This is a genomic window from Pseudoalteromonas sp. SCSIO_11900 (genome assembly GCF_000576475.1).
GTDB lineage: Bacteria > Pseudomonadota > Gammaproteobacteria > Enterobacterales > Alteromonadaceae > Pseudoalteromonas > Pseudoalteromonas tetraodonis.
In genome coordinates this window covers 2,002,663-2,019,300 of the sequence record NZ_KK070023.1, presented here as the reverse complement: position 1 = coordinate 2,019,300, position 16,638 = coordinate 2,002,663, and the positions used below count along the sequence as shown (strand labels likewise).

General features: G+C 41.0%; 17 protein-coding genes and 6 tRNA genes. 12 read left to right on the top strand and 11 right to left on the bottom strand.

Annotation, left to right across the window (positions count from 1 at the left end; translation table 11 throughout):
• Nucleotides 1-4: 4 nt before the first annotated feature.
• From BG00_RS09395 to hemA, 11 genes are all read right to left on the bottom strand, one after another.
• Nucleotides 5-373: a DUF423 domain-containing protein gene (locus BG00_RS09395; protein WP_036982087.1), complete on the bottom strand. Its 369-nt coding sequence runs from the start codon at nt 371-373 to the stop codon at nt 5-7.
• Nucleotides 366-1,022, bottom strand: a complete 657-nt coding sequence (locus BG00_RS09390) for an alpha/beta family hydrolase (protein ID WP_036982085.1) — start codon at nt 1,020-1,022, stop codon at nt 366-368. Before BG00_RS09390 ends, BG00_RS09395 begins: the two co-directional genes overlap by 8 nt.
• Nucleotides 1,022-1,918, bottom strand: coding sequence for a transcriptional regulator GcvA (locus tag BG00_RS09385; RefSeq protein ID WP_013465321.1), 897 nt, complete (start codon nt 1,916-1,918; stop codon nt 1,022-1,024). The genes BG00_RS09390 and BG00_RS09385 overlap by 1 nt, the downstream gene beginning before the upstream one ends.
• Before the next feature lie 121 nt (nt 1,919-2,039).
• A complete protein-coding gene (kdsA, locus tag BG00_RS09380; protein WP_036982082.1) occupies nt 2,040-2,894 on the bottom strand; it encodes a 3-deoxy-8-phosphooctulonate synthase in 855 nt (284 codons plus the stop codon).
• A 9-nt stretch (nt 2,895-2,903) separates the two neighbouring features.
• Nucleotides 2,904-4,157 carry a DUF819 family protein gene (locus BG00_RS09375; protein WP_036982079.1) on the bottom strand — a complete coding sequence of 418 codons (1,254 nt, stop codon included), beginning with the start codon at nt 4,155-4,157 and terminating at the stop codon, nt 2,904-2,906.
• 21 nt (nt 4,158-4,178) lie between these two features.
• Nucleotides 4,179-5,006: a tetratricopeptide repeat protein gene (locus BG00_RS09370; protein WP_036982077.1), complete on the bottom strand. Its 828-nt coding sequence runs from the start codon at nt 5,004-5,006 to the stop codon at nt 4,179-4,181.
• A gap of 131 nt (nt 5,007-5,137) precedes the next feature.
• Entirely contained in the window at nt 5,138-5,512 is a 375-nt protein-coding gene (locus tag BG00_RS09365) for a SirB2 family protein (protein WP_036982075.1), read from the bottom strand.
• An 18-nt stretch (nt 5,513-5,530) separates the two neighbouring features.
• A complete protein-coding gene (locus BG00_RS09360; RefSeq protein ID WP_036982073.1) occupies nt 5,531-7,084 on the bottom strand; it encodes a DUF3369 domain-containing protein in 1,554 nt (517 codons plus the stop codon).
• Between the two features lie 55 nt (nt 7,085-7,139).
• Nucleotides 7,140-7,979, bottom strand: a complete 840-nt coding sequence (prmC, locus tag BG00_RS09355) for a peptide chain release factor N(5)-glutamine methyltransferase (protein WP_036982072.1) — start codon at nt 7,977-7,979, stop codon at nt 7,140-7,142.
• A 2-nt stretch (nt 7,980-7,981) separates the two neighbouring features.
• Complete coding sequence (gene prfA, locus BG00_RS09350; RefSeq protein WP_010388346.1) at nt 7,982-9,067, bottom strand: peptide chain release factor 1; 1,086 nt, start codon at nt 9,065-9,067, stop codon at nt 7,982-7,984.
• Nucleotides 9,068-9,074: 7 nt separating this feature from the next.
• Nucleotides 9,075-10,331: a glutamyl-tRNA reductase gene (gene hemA, locus BG00_RS09345; RefSeq protein WP_024602657.1), complete on the bottom strand. Its 1,257-nt coding sequence runs from the start codon at nt 10,329-10,331 to the stop codon at nt 9,075-9,077.
• 83 nt (nt 10,332-10,414) lie between these two features.
• Here hemA and lolB point away from each other — a divergent pair, with 83 nt between their 5' ends.
• The 12 genes from lolB to BG00_RS09285 all read left to right on the top strand — a co-directional run bounded on the left by lolB (nt 10,415) and on the right by BG00_RS09285 (nt 16,612).
• Nucleotides 10,415-11,002 carry a lipoprotein insertase outer membrane protein LolB gene (gene lolB, locus BG00_RS09340; protein ID WP_036983429.1) on the top strand — a complete coding sequence of 196 codons (588 nt, stop codon included), beginning with the start codon at nt 10,415-10,417 and terminating at the stop codon, nt 11,000-11,002.
• A 2-nt stretch (nt 11,003-11,004) separates the two neighbouring features.
• Nucleotides 11,005-11,862, top strand: a complete 858-nt coding sequence (gene ispE / locus BG00_RS09335; protein WP_036982064.1) for a 4-(cytidine 5'-diphospho)-2-C-methyl-D-erythritol kinase — start codon at nt 11,005-11,007, stop codon at nt 11,860-11,862.
• A gap of 86 nt (nt 11,863-11,948) precedes the next feature.
• Entirely contained in the window at nt 11,949-12,896 is a 948-nt protein-coding gene (locus BG00_RS09330; RefSeq protein ID WP_008115168.1) for a ribose-phosphate pyrophosphokinase, read from the top strand.
• Between the two features lie 149 nt (nt 12,897-13,045).
• A complete protein-coding gene (locus tag BG00_RS09325) occupies nt 13,046-13,660 on the top strand; it encodes a 50S ribosomal protein L25/general stress protein Ctc (protein WP_013465331.1) in 615 nt (204 codons plus the stop codon).
• Between the two features lie 18 nt (nt 13,661-13,678).
• Nucleotides 13,679-14,263 (top strand): aminoacyl-tRNA hydrolase, encoded by a 585-nt coding sequence (pth, locus tag BG00_RS09320; protein WP_008467968.1) that lies wholly within the window; start codon nt 13,679-13,681, stop codon nt 14,261-14,263.
• Nucleotides 14,264-14,316: 53 nt separating this feature from the next.
• Nucleotides 14,317-15,408, top strand: a complete 1,092-nt coding sequence (gene ychF / locus BG00_RS09315; protein ID WP_036982063.1) for a redox-regulated ATPase YchF — start codon at nt 14,317-14,319, stop codon at nt 15,406-15,408.
• Nucleotides 15,409-15,729: 321 nt separating this feature from the next.
• A tRNA-Met gene (locus BG00_RS09310) sits at nt 15,730-15,806 on the top strand.
• Nucleotides 15,807-15,955: 149 nt separating this feature from the next.
• Nucleotides 15,956-16,040 (top strand) — tRNA-Leu (locus tag BG00_RS09305).
• A 39-nt stretch (nt 16,041-16,079) separates the two neighbouring features.
• Nucleotides 16,080-16,154: transfer RNA gene (locus BG00_RS09300), tRNA-Gln, on the top strand.
• A 5-nt stretch (nt 16,155-16,159) separates the two neighbouring features.
• Nucleotides 16,160-16,236: transfer RNA gene (locus BG00_RS09295), tRNA-Met, on the top strand.
• A gap of 175 nt (nt 16,237-16,411) precedes the next feature.
• Nucleotides 16,412-16,496 (top strand) — tRNA-Leu (locus tag BG00_RS09290).
• 41 nt (nt 16,497-16,537) lie between these two features.
• A tRNA-Gln gene (locus tag BG00_RS09285) sits at nt 16,538-16,612 on the top strand.
• The last annotated feature ends 26 nt before the right edge of the window (nt 16,613-16,638 follow it).

The window sequence follows — 16,638 nt, the reverse complement described above, 5'->3', positions numbered from 1 at the left end:
CTCTTTAAAACTTAAATCGTGCAACTTGCACTAAAATAACTATCCAACCAATAATAAAGCACAGCCCACCCAAGGGGGTAATTGGGCCCAGCCACTTCAACCCTGTTAAGGCCAATAAGTATAAGCTGCCACTAAATAACAATGTACCGGCAATAAAAAAGCCACCCGCCATGCTGAGGTGCATACCCCACTTAATTAAAATAGCCACTGCAATTAACGCCAGCCCATGTACCATTTGATACTCAGCGGCGGTTTTAAAAATACCAATGGAGTACTCTGATAAACGACCTTTCAGACCATGAGCAGCAAATGCGCCCAGTATCACTGAAAGCATGCAAAAAAAGCTGCCTGCTAATAAAAATAGTTTAATCATGTTTATCCTCTTTTAAATTTTCAAGCGTATTCTTTATAAAGCTTGCTGCCTGTATTGCTGCAGCATTCAGGTTTTCCTGCTCAGTCACGCCACTTTTTTTACGCGGTTTTAGTGAGTGGTCACCATCCGTTAACCATATATACTTTGGCTGCTTTGGCATGACCATTGTGGCAAGCTCTTCGCGGGTGCCAAAGGTATCCCTTTCCCCCTGTAATACTAAAAAAGGACACGGTATGTCTGCAAAATGATCTGTACGCAGTTTTTCTGGCTTGCCCGGAGGATGAAACGGATAACCAAACGCAAGCACACCTAAAACAGGATGAGAGGTCGAACAGGCAAGCATCGATGCCATGCGCCCGCCCATTGATTTACCCCCTATAAATAGCGGTAAATTTGCATCAGCTTGAGTCACTATATGTTCAAAATAAGTAAGTAGTTTAGGCGCTCGATCTGGTGGGCGACGTTTGTTAGTTTGTTTAGCAATTTGCATATATTCAAAATCAAACAAGCCAACGTCAATACCGTGCTCACTGAGATGTTTAGCCATGATTTGCATAAACTCAGAATCACTGCCAGCCCCTGCGCCATGAGCAAATATAAACTGTGCGATTGCCGGTTGCTGACTACTTCTAACCCATTCGATGCTCATTAATATTCTTGCTCCTGCTCAACTAAACTTAACATCCAGTCTTTAAACGATACAATTTTGCCTAACTCATTTTGTGACTCACGGATCACTAAGTAATAGGCATTCTTACTCTCTAAACTGTGATTGAACGGGATCACTAAACGTCCTGCATCAATATCTGGTTTTGCTAGTACGCTGTTACCAATTGCAACACCTTGGCCATGTACCGCAGCTTGTAACACCATAGATGAATGACTAAATATAGGTCCTTGGTTAACTTGTACATTACGTACGCCGGCGGTTTTCATCCAGGTTTTCCAGTTTTTACGGGTGGTGTCATGTAGCAAGGTATGGTTTGCTAAATCACTGGGTTGGTTAAGCGCTCTGGGGCCATTTAACAGTAATGGGCTACATAACGGCACTAAATACTCAGTGTGCAGTTTATAGGCTTGCACCCCACTCCAATGACCGCGACCATAATAAATTGAGATATCAACATCGTCTGTTAACGAGTTTTCATCCTGATCTTGAGCTTTAATTCGCACATCAATTTCTGGGTGTAATTCGTTAAATAAGCTCAATCGAGGAATAAGCCATTGAATCGCAAAACTGGGGGTTAAACTTACGGTTAACGAGCCTTTGGCACCACGGGCTAGTAGCTTTTCAGTTGCATCTATTAGCTGAGTAAAAATTTCTTTAATATCTAAAAAATAACCTTGGCCTTCTTCGGTTAATAATAACGAGCGATTTTTACGTAAAAACAGCTTTAAGCCTAAATGCTCTTCAAGCGTTTTTATTTGATGACTCACCGCAGCTTGCGTGACATACAACTCTTCTGCGGCTTTAGTAAAGCTTAAATGACGTGCTGCAGCTTCAAAAGCTTTCAGCGCGTTTAATGGAGGAACTCGTCTTGACATGGCAACCAAGCTTAGAATTAGTTTTTCTTATGCGGTGAATTATATACCTATGCTGGGAAAGAGTATATTCAAGCCACAAAAAAAGCGACCTAAGTCGCTTTTTAATGAGTTAATCACTTCTTTATAAATCACTAGCACTGGTATCAAGGGGAGCAAAGCTTTTGATTAGATCATCAACCGCTTTCATTTGCGATAAGTACCCTTCTAACTTGCTCAATGCTAATGCACAGGGGCCATCACATTTTGCTTCATTTGGATTGGGGTGTGCTTCAATAAATAAGCCTGCAATACCCAGTGCCATACCGCTACGGGCAAGTTCTGCTGCTTGAGCACGACGACCATCGGCTGAATCAGCTCGACCGCCAGGACGCTGCAGCGCATGAGTGGCATCAAAGATAACGGGAGCCATGGTTTTCATATCATCCATGCCCAGCATATCAACCACTAGGTTGTTGTAACCAAAGCTTGAACCACGTTCACACAAGGCTACATTATTATTTCCGGCTTCATTAAATTTAGTAATGATATGACGCATTTCATGTGGGGCTAAAAACTGTGGCTTTTTCACATTAATAATCGCGCCTGTTTTAGCCATTGCAACCACCAAGTCTGTTTGACGAGCCAAAAACGCCGGTAGCTGAATAACATCAACAACCTCTGCAACCGGTGCTGCCTGATGAGGTTCATGCACATCGGTGATAAGCGCAATATTAAAGGTATTTTTAATCTCTTCAAATATCTTTAAGCCTTCTTCCATGCCTGGACCACGATAAGAATTGATGGACGAGCGATTGGCTTTATCAAATGATGCTTTGAATACATAAGGAATATTTAATTTAGTGGTCACTTCAACATAATGCTCGGCAATACGCATCGCTAAGTCTCGTGATTCAAGCACATTCATGCCACCAAATAAAACAAAAGGTTTATTATTTGCCAGTTCTATTTCATTGATATTAATAACTTGGTTGTTCATTTTAATTCCTTATGGTGCAACTGCTTGCATCATTAATCCACAAATATATGCCATATATGTACCTACACCATAGCCAAGTACAGCTAATAATACGCCGACCGGTGCCAGTGACGGATGAAACGCAGCGGCCACAACAGGGGCAGACGCTGCGCCACCTACATTGGCCTGTGAGCCAACAGCCATATAAAATAACGGCGCTTTAATTAATTTAGCCACAATGAGCATTAAACTTGCGTGAGTTAACATCCAAATTGCACCAATAACAAAATACATCGGTGAATCAAAAATCGCCATTACATTCATATGCAGGCCAATCGATGCCACTAAAATATACAAAAAGGCTGACGCCACTTTCGATGAACCAAACGCCTCAATATGGCGTACTTTGGTAAACGATAAGCAAATACCTATCGTCGTTGATATAACAATAAGCCAAAAGAACTTACTGTTTAAACTGTATTCTTTTGCCCACGCATAATTATTGGCAAAGAAGGGTCCTAAAATATCTGCACAAAAGTGCGCTAAACCGGTAATACCAAAGGCAATAGCTATAATCATCATGTAATCATTTAGCGTTGGCATACGCGCATGCTCTGCATGGTATTTTTCAACACGTTGCTTTAAGTCTTCAATCGCGGTGGTATCTGCACCGGCTTTAGCGTCAATCGCTTTATGATTAGCTGCCATTAATAATAATACTGCCATCCATAAATTAGCCACTATCACATCCACGGTGACCATGGCTGAGAAAATATCGCCACCCACTTCAAACATTTCTTTCATAGATGCTTGGTTTGCACCGCCACCAATCCAGCTACCTGCAATGGTTGTCATACCACGCCAAACAGCGTCAGGGCCATGTCCACCTACCGCTTCTGGATAAACAGCACTCATTATTAAAATAGCTAATGGGCCACCAATCACAATACCTGCGGTGCCGGTTAAAAACATAATTAATGCTTTAGGACCTAAATTAATAATCGCTTTTAAATCAATACTGATGGTAAGCAAAATTAAACACGCAGGCAGTAAATATCGCGAAGCGACGTAATACACGTTAGATTGAGAACCATCAACAATACCAAAGGTATTTAACAATGACGGCAAAAAATAACACAACAATAATGCCGGTACATATTTATAAAATGCCACAAGACCTGGGCGTTGACTATTTGAGGTTTTGAAAATAAACCCTAAAATAATCGCCAATAAACCAAGTACAACGGCATCATTGGTAATTAATGCAGTTTGGGGATCAGCCATAACATTTCCTATTTTTTATTCTTAGTGGTGAGTTTTATGATTGTCTTCAAGTTCTTCAATTTGATGTAGAATGATTTCAATAGCAGGATCATCAGGACATTCATCAACAAAAAACTGTAAATCATCTCGTGCCATTTTAGGGCAGCCAAGCTGATTTAGTAAATAACCTCTGTCGCGTCGCTCATAGGGATCATCACCTAATATTTCCATTAATAAATCGACGCAAGTTAACGCATGACCAAATTTATTTTCACTAATGAAAGACCATTTTTGCTGCGCTAAAAATAATTTATACACTTCGTCTTCAAAAATAAGCTCTAAAGGCTCTTGTTCTTGAGGATTTTCTTCATCAATATTTTCAGGAATGATGTACCAACTTTGTTGGCCACTGCTAGGGTCAACAAGATAACCCTCTTCATCACTCATTGCGACGTGAATGCCCACTTCGCCTTGAGTTATACTTACACTGGCATCGAGTTTAGCATGCTGTAAAAAGTGGCATAACAAAATAGCTAAGGTTGTCGGTGTGCCACTGCGCATAGACAAGGTATAGCTGATGCTATTTAACTTATACTCAGGAACTTTCAAGCTTGATGCACTAAATAGCCACTCACTATAAAAGCTATCAAGTAGTTTATCTAGGCGATCGTGTTCGTCCGGCATCTGCTGACAAATAGCCTCTATTTGCTGCTCAAACGCAGTAAGTATTTCAAGACTTGGTGTTAAGTCTATTTGAGAATCCCATTTAGCTTCCGCTTTGATACAACGATATATAGCCGGCGGCAAAAAATCATCGTAAGCATCTTCTATATAAGATTCATCGTGTTCATCAAACCCGAGGGTGGTCATTCATACTACAACATTCTAGAAAACGAGGACGTAGTTTACCTAATTTTAAAGCTAGATACCAATAATCAGAAATGAATTGAAGAGGTAAGCTTTACACCTTTGGTGTGCAAAGCTTAAATAGGCATTGTTAATTATAACAACAGCGGGGCTTTAGCTGTTGCTAAGTAACCAATAGCTGAAATAACAGCGGTGTTAAGTACTAAAAATACAACTTTTGGAACGGTTGTCGTTTGTTTAGCGCTAATAATACCCACAACAATATAAACGATAACTAGAATAATTTTTTCTAATAACCAAAGCTGCTCTAATGGGTTTATTATAGCCATTGCCATTAAACCGATGGCTGAAACAATCAATAAAGTGTCTATACTGTGGCTACCAATAAAAACCAACTTATTTTTGGCAAGGCTGCCACTGCCCATACGAGAAAAAGAACGTACGTAAAATAAAATAATACTCACTAGCGCAATGGCCATGTGTGAGTGTTTTAATGCTAAATAATCCATAGGTATTGTTACTTCTGTTTAGTTATGTGTTTTGTCAGGAAAGCGTAAAAGTACCGCTTCGAGGTCTTCAAGTTTATCATTAAATACATCAACAAGTTTAGGATCAAAATGCGTTCCTTTATTTGCGTTTATCTCCGCAACCGCTTCTTCAAGTGTCCACGCACCTTTATAACAACGTTTATGGCGCAGTGCATCATACACATCAGCCAATGCCACTATTCTGGCAAAAATATCAATACGCTCCCCCTTTAATCCACTAGGGTAACCAGAACCATCCCACTTTTCGTGGTGCTGCTGTGCGATTAATGCCCCTGCGCTGACTATTTTACGCGGTGAATCTTTCAAAATAGCATAGCCTTTTCCAGCATGAGTTTTCATAACTTCCCACTCTTCGCTGTTTAACTTGCTAGGCTTATTTAAAATTGCATCCGGAATACCTATTTTACCCACATCATGTAAAGGCGATGCAAAGCGAATTAAATTCGCTTGCTCTTCAGATAAGCCGTAGGCTAATGCTAATTCATAACAAATATAAGCAACCCGTTTTACATGATTACCCGTTTCGCACGAGCGCTGTTCAACGGCTTCACTTAAACGATAAACAAGCTCTTGTTGTGTGGCTTCAACTTCAGTGTGTAACTGCACATTTTCAAATGCCAACTGCACATTTTGAGAAAAGATTTCAATTAGGTTTCGCTGTGTATCCGTCAACTTTGACGGCACACCCGATACAAATAACATTGAATTATGGTTAAATTTACTGCTGCAATAAGCAAACAAATAATCATCTCTATACACAATTGCTTTATTAGCAAGGGCCTCTTGGCACGCTAACAGTTGGTCTTCTGGTAGTACGGTTTCTAGCTCTTCTCCCTCGCGCTTCGCAAAATCACCGGTACCAGAGCAAACAATCAGTTTTTTATTCATCTCCTCTGACGGATTTTGTGCAACTAAGGTGGTGGCATACATGGCTTCATCAGCAACGTTTAGTAAAGAAGTAAGCTGCTGCATCACGCCTTCAATAAAGTTATCCATTGAATGGGTTGCAAAAATATTGCGCGAAGCAGTGATTATTTTTTCTAGTCCCTCACGCGATTGCTCAATCGAAATAATATCGCGATACGAGCGAAGACTTGCCATCATAACGGTGAATAATTTTTGTGCGGTGAGTTCAGTTTTAGATTTATAGTCATTAATATCGTAATTTACGATTACTTGGCGCTCGGGTGCTTGGCCTGGCTGCCCGGTTCGTAGAATAATGCGAATATAATTATTTTTAACGGTATCACGAATGTATTTTGCTACTTGCAAACCCGCATCGTCTGTTTCCATAACAACATCGAGTAGGATGATGGCCGCATCAGGATGATCATCAATCAACTTTTTCGCTTCTGCGCCGGAATAAGCACTAATAAACTCCAAGCGTCTATCTTGAAACTTAAAATCACTCAACGCTAAACGCGTAACAGCATGAACCTCGGGTTCATCATCAACAATTAGAACTTTCCATGTTCCTTGCTCTTCACTTACTACTTCAGGTGGTTGTTCATTTGAAAATAAAAAATCTTCCATCACAAAGAGTTCCTTAAAACATATGCAAACAAACAACGGGGCTATTTTTAATAAGTTAAGGCCATTGTCCGAAAGTTACGCGGTCGTTATTACCAAGATCTTTCACTGTGCTTACATTTATAAACGCCATTTGGTTGAATATATGGCGAACAGCTGCACTTTGCTCAAATCCGTGTTCAATTAAAAGATAGCCATTAGAATGTAAATAGTCACGTGATTGTGTAATTATTTGTTTAATATCAGCTAATCCAGCATCATCTGCAACCAATGCAGACAAAGGCTCAAAGCGCACATCACCTTGATGCAAGTGTTTATCGTTATATTCTATATAGGGAGGGTTGGTTACAATTAGATCAAATTTTTTATTATTTAACGCGCTAAACCAATTGCTTTGTTTAACACACACATTATTTATCGCTAATCGTTTTTGATTACGTTTGGCCAGTGCTACCGCATCATCAATACGATCAACGGCAATAATATCCCATGTAGGCATTTCACTACCAAGCGCAAGTGCAATTGCTCCAGTGCCTGTGCCTAAATCGAGCACTTTGGCGTCATTTGGTACATTACATGAAAGCGCAAGCTCAACTAAGGTTTCTGTATCAGGGCGAGGAATGAGCGTTGTTGGATTTACTTCAAGCTGTAAACTCCAAAACTCACGATACCCTGTAATGTGCGAAACAGGCTCGCCGTTTAAACGACGCTCACATGCACGCTCAAACGCTTGTGATTGCTCATCCGTTAATTGTTTTTCTGGCCAAGTGAATAAATAACTTCGTGGCTTTTGTAAAATATTAAGCAGTAGTACTTGAGCATCTAACTTTGCGCTATCACTACTTGATGCTAATAAATTAGCACCGGTAGTAATAGCGTTTTCAACAGTGAGGTTCACGATTAATCGTCGCCCATCGCTGCTAATAAGTCGGCCTGATGCTCTTGCATTAGCGGCTCAACCACAGCGCCTAAATCACCGGCTACCACTTCGTTTAAACGATAAAGCGTTAAGTTAATACGGTGATCGGTAATGCGCCCCTGCGGATAGTTGTATGTGCGAATACGCTCAGAACGATCGCCACTGCCCACTAAATTACGACGCTCAGACGCCTCAGCAGCATGACGTTTTTCATCTTCAGCCTGTTGCAAACGCGCCGCCAATACCGACATCGCTTTTGCACGGTTTTTATGTTGAGAGCGCTCATCTTGACACTCAACCACAACACCGGTTGGTAAATGGGTAATACGAATGGCAGAGTCGGTTTTATTGACGTGCTGACCACCTGCGCCCGATGCTCTAAAGGTATCAACTTTAATATCGGCCGTATTGATTTCGATGGCTTCTGCTTCTGGTACTTCAGCCATTACAGCAACAGTACAGGCAGAGGTATGTACGCGCCCTTGTGACTCAGTTTCTGGGACGCGCTGTACACGGTGCACGCCTGATTCAAATTTTAATTGCCCATAAACACCTTCACCGCTGATGTTAGCAATTACTTCTTTGTAACCACCGTGCTCACCTTCGTTGGTGGTAACAACCTCTACTTTCCATTTTTTTGTTTCTGCGTAACGGCTGTACATTCTGAATAAGTCGCCAGCAAAAATAGCAGCTTCATCGCCCCCTGTTCCTGCACGAACCTCTAAAAATACATTGTTGTTGTCTCTCGGATCTTTAGGCAACATAAGCACTTGAATGTCGTCTTCTAAAGTCGAAATCTGTGCTTTTGCTTCTTTATATTCTTCTTGTGCCATTTCGCGCATTTCAGGATCTGAATCTTTTAGCATTTCTTCAGCGCTACTCAAGTCTTCTTGTGCTTGCTGGTATGCTAAAAACGTTTTCACCACTTCTTCAAGCTCAGAGTATTCTTTTGAAAGAGTACGGAAGCGGTTTTGATCACTAATGACCGATGGGTCACTTAGTAGCGCTTGAACTTCTTCGTAGCGCTCAACTAAGGTTTCTAATTTACGATAAACGGACTCTTTCATTTAACTGTTATTCCTGATCTATACCTAACATTTTTTTCAATTGGTTTAACTGAGCCACTTCACCTTTTTTCGCTGCATCTTGGATGGCACGGGTAGGCGCGTGCATTAAGCGATTGGTTAATTTATTGGCCAGCTCTAAAATTACTTTTTCTGCATCTTTACCTGTATTTAGCTGACTAAGCGCCCTATCTACAAGTTCTGCTTTTGTTGTTTGTACATCATTACGGTAATGGCGAATTAAATCCACTGAATCAAGCGAGCGCAACCACATAAAAAACTCTTTGGTGCGCTCACTAATAATAATTTGTGCTTGCTCAGCCGCTTGTTCACGAGCAGCCATGTTTTCACTAACAATCGCTTGTAAGTCATCGACCGAGTACAAGTAGGCGTCGTCGAGTTCACCGACTTGGCTTTCAATATCGCGTGGTACAGCTATATCAATAAACAGCATCGGCTTATAGCGGCGTTGTTTAAGTGCTTGCTCAACTACACCTTTACCAATAATAGGTAAAGTGCTGGCGGTGGAGCTAATCACAATATCAGCTTGATGCAAACGTTCAGGCAATTGTGCCAACGCAATAACATCGGCTGATACTTCATCGGCTAAACTGCGCGCTCTTTCTATTGTTCTGTTGGCAACAGTAATTTTTTGCGGTTCATTTTGGTATAAATGTTTTGCTACCAGCTCTATGGTTTCACCGGCACCAATGAGTAACACCTTGGTTTTATCCAGCTTTCCATAAATATGCTTTGCTAAATTAACTGCCGCAAAGGCAACCGATACTGCACTGGCACCAATGTTGGTTTCGGTACGGACTTCTTTTGCCACCGAAAACGTTTTTTGAAACAAACGATCAAACGTAACGCCCACCGCATCATGAGTTTTGGCACTATTATAGGCTTGTTTTATTTGCCCTAAAATTTGTGGTTCGCCTAACACCAGCGAGTCAAGCCCACAGGCTACACGCATCAAATGGTTTATTGCAGCGCTGTCTTCATGACAGTAGATATTTTTACTCAGTTCATGTTCATCTAAACCATGGAAACTGGCCAACCATTGCAACAATGTTTGGGAATTTTGCTGCGCAAGGCTACAATACACTTCAGTGCGATTACAGGTAGAGACAATAACCGCTTCATTAAAGTCGGCATGGCCACTTAATTGTTGTAGCGCCTCTGAAATTTGCTCAGGCGAAAAGGCCACTTTTTCTCGTAATTCTACGGATGCGGTTTTGTGATTAATACCAAGTGCTATTATGGTCATATCTGCCAAATATTGCTGAGCCCTACTACATAGGCGGCAATTTTATCAAAAATCTCAGGAATATGGAAAGTAAGGAACAACATTTGACTCGACAATATTTTATTTTAACCCTGTTATTTATTTTTTTAACGGGCTGCGCCAATAAAAACAACTACAATACAGAAGCTTACGAAGACTGGAAGTTACGTCTTAGTACACAAAAAACTTGGCAGGTGGAAGGTAAATTAGCGTTTATTAGCCCTGATGAGCGCCAATCTGCTAACTTAAATTGGCAACAAACACAAAATAGTAATCATTTAGTGTTAACCACATTTATTGGCACCCGAATTTTATCGCTCAAACAAACCGCAGTGGGGGCTGAATTAATATTTGATGACCAACCGTATTTTGATACTAATGCGAGTAGACTTTTACAACGCTTAACGGGGTTTACTTTACCGGTAAATAACGCCGGCCCATGGTTAAAAGCCACTATTGACGATCAAACCTTAGAAGTCGATCAATTAGGCCGTGCTAAAAGCGTGTTATGGTTTGATGGCGCTGGCAAAAAATGGCAAATAAACTACACCAGTTACATACAAAAACACGGTTTTTGGTTACCTAACGCGCTAACCTTAACACATGAAAAGATTAAAATTAAAATCAAACTCTACGATTGGCAGTTTAACTAATTATGAATACTCCCTTTGAACTTTCGCTGATTGCGCCGGCGAAGCTAAATTTATTTTTACATATTAATGGTCGCCGTGATGATGGCTATCATGAATTAGAAACCCTGTTTACATTTTTGAACTATGGCGACGAGCTCCATTTTACGCTTACTAATGATAAAAATATTAGTATTAGCGGTGACACTCATGGCATTGCACTAACTGACAACTTAATTTATAAAGCAGCTTTATTATTGCAAACTCAGTGTAAAGTGAATTTAGGTGCAAAAATAAATTTAACTAAACGTTTGCCTATGGGCGGAGGTGTTGGTGGTGGTTCATCCGATGCCGCAACAACACTTTTAGCGCTAAATACACTATGGAATACCGCTCTTACACTAGATGAACTTGCAGATTTAGGCTTGAAACTCGGTGCTGATGTGCCTGTATTCATTAAAGGTAAAAGTGCCATAGCACATGGCGTTGGCGAGCAATTAGAGTATGTTAAATTGCCACAAAAATGGTACTGCGTAGTTTTTCCAAACCAGCATGTCAGTACTGCACAAATATTTACTCACCCCGATTTAAAACGTGACACGCCCAAACTTTTAGATGACTGGCAACAGCAGGTTTTAACTAACGATTGTGAGCCTTTAGTGAAAAAGCTGTGTCCCGAGGTTGAAAAAACCCTGCAGTGGTTGCTAAAATACGCCCCATCAAAGATGACCGGAACAGGTTCATGTTGTTTTGTTGAATTTGCTAGTCAAGTTCAAGCACAAGATGTACTTGCTAATCTCCCCCATACTTGGCAGGGATTTATCGCATCAAGCGTTAATACTTCTCCTGCTCACACGGAGTTAGCCGCCATCATTGATAAATGAAGTAACGTACAAGTAATCATAAGTTAACCTACTTTGTTCATTCAATGTAAGTTAGTCCAAAAATTCAGTGCCTGAGGAACCCTACCGTGCCTGACATGAAGCTCTTCGCTGGTAACGCAACACCTGACCTAGCTCAAAAAGTTGCAAAACGTTTATATATTGAATTAGGCGATGCTGTTGTTGGCCGTTTTAGTGACGGTGAGATCAGTGTTCAAATTAATGAAAATGTTCGTGGCTCGGATGTTTTTATCTTACAATCAACCTGTGCCCCTACTAACGATAACCTAATGGAACTTATCGTTATGGTTGATGCGCTACGCCGTGCATCTGCCGGTCGTATCACTGCTGTTATTCCTTATTTTGGTTATGCTCGTCAAGATCGTCGTGTACGTTCTGCGCGTGTGCCAATTACAGCTAAAGTGGTTGCAGATTTCTTATCAAGTGTAGGTGTTGACCGCGTTCTTACGGTTGATTTACATGCTGAGCAAATCCAAGGCTTCTTCGATGTACCAGTAGATAACGTATTTGGCAGCCCGGTATTATTAGAAGATATGAAAAACCGCGACTTTGATGACGTGGTTGTTGTATCACCTGATATTGGTGGTGTTGTACGTGCCCGTGCAATTGCAAAACTACTAAACGATACCGACCTAGCTATTATTGATAAACGTCGCCCTCAAGCTAACGTTTCTCAAGTAATGCATATTATTGGTGACGTTGAAGGTCGTGATTGTATTATTGTTGATGACATGATTGATACCGGTGGTACATTGTGTAAAGCAGCTGAAGCTCTTAAAGAGCATGGTGCTAAACGCGTATTTGCTTACGCTACTCACCCTATTCTTTCTGGTACAGCTGCAGAAAACTTACGTAACTCTGTGATTGATGAAGTGATTGTAACTGACTCAATTCCACTGTCTGACGAACTAAAAGCGCTTGATATTGTAAAAGTATTAACACTTGCAGATATGTTAGCAGAGACTATTCGTCGCATTAGCAACGAAGAATCTATCTCGGCAATGTTTGAACACTAAAGTTAAACATTAATGAGTATAAAAGCGCCTTTTGGCGCTTTTTTTGTAAGCGGTGTTTATTTTATAAACCCGCAGTGGTATGATAGCGCGCCTTTTGGCTAGGGACCTTGGTCGCAAAGGCCCTAACACTTTTAATTATTGGAGACATCATGTCTAACACAACTTATACTTATGACGCTGAACTTCGCGTAGAAACTGGTACTGGTGCGAGCCGCCGCCTACGTCGCGAAGACAAAGTGCCGGCAATCCTTTATGGAGCTGATAAAGAAGCGGTATCGCTTACTTTTGCTCATAAAGATATGATCAAAGCACAAGAAGACGAAGGCTTTTACACTCACATCCTTACATTAAATGTAGGTGGCGAGAAAGTTGAAGCAATCTTAAAAGATATCCAACGTCACCCTTTCAAGCCTAAGCTTACTCACCTTGATTTCCAACGTGTAGACGCAACTCATAAACTAGTAACTAAGGTTCCTTTACACTTCATCGGTGAAGAGAAAGTAACTAAGTTAGGTGCAACTGTTGTTCACCAGTTAACTGAAGTTGAGATTTCTTGTCTTCCTAAGTCACTTCCAGAATTCATCGAAGTAGACGTATCTGATCTTGTTGCTGGTGATTCAATCCACCTTACAGATCTTGCGTTCCCTAAAGGTGTTCAATCTGTTGAGCTTGGTAAAGGCGAAGGCCACGATCAGTCTATCGTTACTATCAAAGCTAACAAAGCAGCTCCAACTGAAGACGACGCTTCAGACGCTGCAGAATAATATTTAAGGTCTCGCACCTTGAATTCTATTCAAATGCTTGTGGGCCTGGCTAATCCAGGCCCCGAATACGCAAATACACGCCACAACGCAGGTGCTTGGTTCATTCAAGAACTCGCTGCACGCTACAACTGCACGCTAAAACACGACCCTAAATATCACGGCCTTACTGGTAAAGTGATTATTCAAGGCAAAGAATTCAAATTACTGATCCCCACCACTTACATGAACTTAAGTGGCAAAGCGGTGAGTAGTTTAGCCAATTTTTTTAAAATCCCCGTGGAAGACATACTTGTTGCCCATGATGAATTGGATTTAGACCCGGGCGTTGCTAAATTAAAAAAAGGCGGCGGACATGGCGGTCATAATGGCTTAAAAGACATTATTGCAAAAATGGCAAATCAAAAAGACTTTATGCGCTTACGCATAGGTGTAGGTCATCCAGGACATCGCGAAATGGTCACCGGTTGGGTGCTTGGTAAAGCAGCCAAGGACGATCAAGAAAAAATGGATGCCGCAGTTGATGAAGCAGTTCGTTGTATGGAAATACTTGCTAAAGACGGTGTGTTAAAAGCACAAAACAGACTACATTCGTTTAAACCCTAATTTTTGGGTATACGGTCGCACGTATTAAACGAATCTAAACAAGGTATCTTACTATGGGTTTTAAATGTGGCATCGTTGGCTTGCCTAATGTTGGTAAATCAACACTTTTCAATGCATTGACTAAAGCGGGTATTGAAGCCGCTAACTTTCCTTTTTGTACCATTGAACCTAATACAGGTGTGGTACCGGTGCCAGATCCTCGCCTAGACGAACTTGCTAAAATTGTTAACCCGCAACGTATTATTACAACTAGTATGGAATTTGTGGATATTGCAGGTTTAGTTAAAGGTGCATCGAAAGGTGAAGGCCTAGGCAATCAGTTTTTAGCAAATATTCGTGAAACAGATGCGATTGGCCATGTAGTTCGTTGTTTTGAAGATGAAAACGTTATTCACGTTGCTGGTACTATCGACCCTGCGGACGATATTGACGTGATCAACACCGAGCTAGTACTTGCTGATATGGACAGTGCTGATAAAGCAATATTCCGTAATGCGAAAAAAGCAAAAGGTGGCGATAAAGACGCAAAAGAGCAAAATGCGGTACTTGAAAAAGTAAAAGTGCATCTTGATGAAGGCTTAACTTTACGTTCGTTAGCGCTAACAAAAGAAGAAAAAGCAGCCATTGCGCCTATTAACTTCTTAACTATCAAGCCAACTATGTATATTGCTAACGTGGCTGAAGACGGATTTGAAAATAACCCACTACTTGATCGTGTCCGTGAAATAGCGGCTGCTGAGGATGCGGTTGTTGTACCTGTGTGTGCAGCTATCGAATCTGAGCTATCTGAGCTTGACGAAGAAGACAAATTAGAGTTTATGGCTGACCTAGGTCTTGAAGAGCCAGGACTTAACCTTGTTATTCGTGGTGGCTATGAGCTACTACATTTGCAAACTTACTTTACTGCGGGTGTAAAAGAAGTACGTGCATGGACTATCCCAGTAGGTGCAACAGCGCCACAAGCAGCTGGTAAAATTCATACCGACTTTGAACGTGGCTTTATCCGCGCACAAACAATTGCTTTCGATGACTTTATTGCATTTAAAGGTGAAAGCGGTGCAAAAGAAGCAGGTAAAATGCGCCAAGAAGGGAAAGAGTACATCGTTAAAGATGGCGATGTAATGAACTTCTTGTTCAACGTATAATTAAACATTGCACCACGTTAAGTGGCTCATTGTTTTTAAAGGCTCGTTTTTACGAGCCTTTTTATTTTTCAGCCGAATAAAAGTAATAATTAGTCTACCCTTACTATAGGCTTTGAATTGTAAGGCAAAGCCAAAATTACAATACAAAGCTCACAAAGAGTGTTAAAAAAGCAACGTTTTAATTAAAAAGTAGCCGGTTAGCCTATTTTTCCTGCAAACAAACCAACTTAAGTGTTTTTTTGCAAAAAAGGTGTTGACGAATTTGGGGCATATCAGCATAATACGCCCCGCACTCAGCGATGAAGTGTTAACAAAAAAGATGGCTAAGTAGCTCAGCTGGTTAGAGCACATCACTCATAATGATGGGGTCACAGGTTCAAATCCCGTCTTAGCCACCATTTATTTTTTGTTGCTCAATGAAGAGTCTAAAATAACTACCATTTCTTTGATTTATTCAAAGTGATAATGCGGGAGTTGAGGAATTGGCAGTTGTCTTGAATTAGACGCTGGATTTAGGTTCTAAAACATTGTTACCTGTATACTCGATGCGGGAGTGGCGGAATTGGTAGACGCGCTGGATTTAGGTTCCAGTATCTTAGGATGTGAGAGTTCAAGTCTCTCCTTCCGCACCATATTCTTGATAAGAATTAAAACTATCAATTGTTTATTGTTGGGATATCGCCAAGCGGTAAGGCACCAGGTTTTGATCCTGGCATTCCCAGGTTCAAATCCTGGTATCCCAGCCAACAATGGCTAAGTAGCTCAGCTGGTTAGAGCACATCACTCATAATGATGGGGTCACAGGTTCAAATCCCGTCTTAGCCACCATTTCTTTTTTAGAAGTGGCTCTGCAAGAGTTAAATTGCAGCTCAATGAAGAGTTTAAAATAACTACCATTTCTTTGATTAATTCAAAGTGATAATGCGGGAGTGGCGGAATTGGCAGTTGTCTTGAATTAGACGCTGGATTTAGGTTCTAAAACAGTATGACCTGCATACTCGATGCGGGAGTGGCGGAATTGGTAGACGCGCTGGATTTAGGTTCCAGTATCTTAGGATGTGAGAGTTCAAGTCTCTCCTTCCGCACCATATTCTTTGATAAGAATTAAAATTATCAGCAATTTCTTAGTTGGGATATCGCCAAGCGGTAAGGCACCAGGTTTTGATCCTGGCATTCCCAGGTTCAAATCCTGGTATCCCAGCCAGCTTCTTCTACCAAAGAATGTTGAAT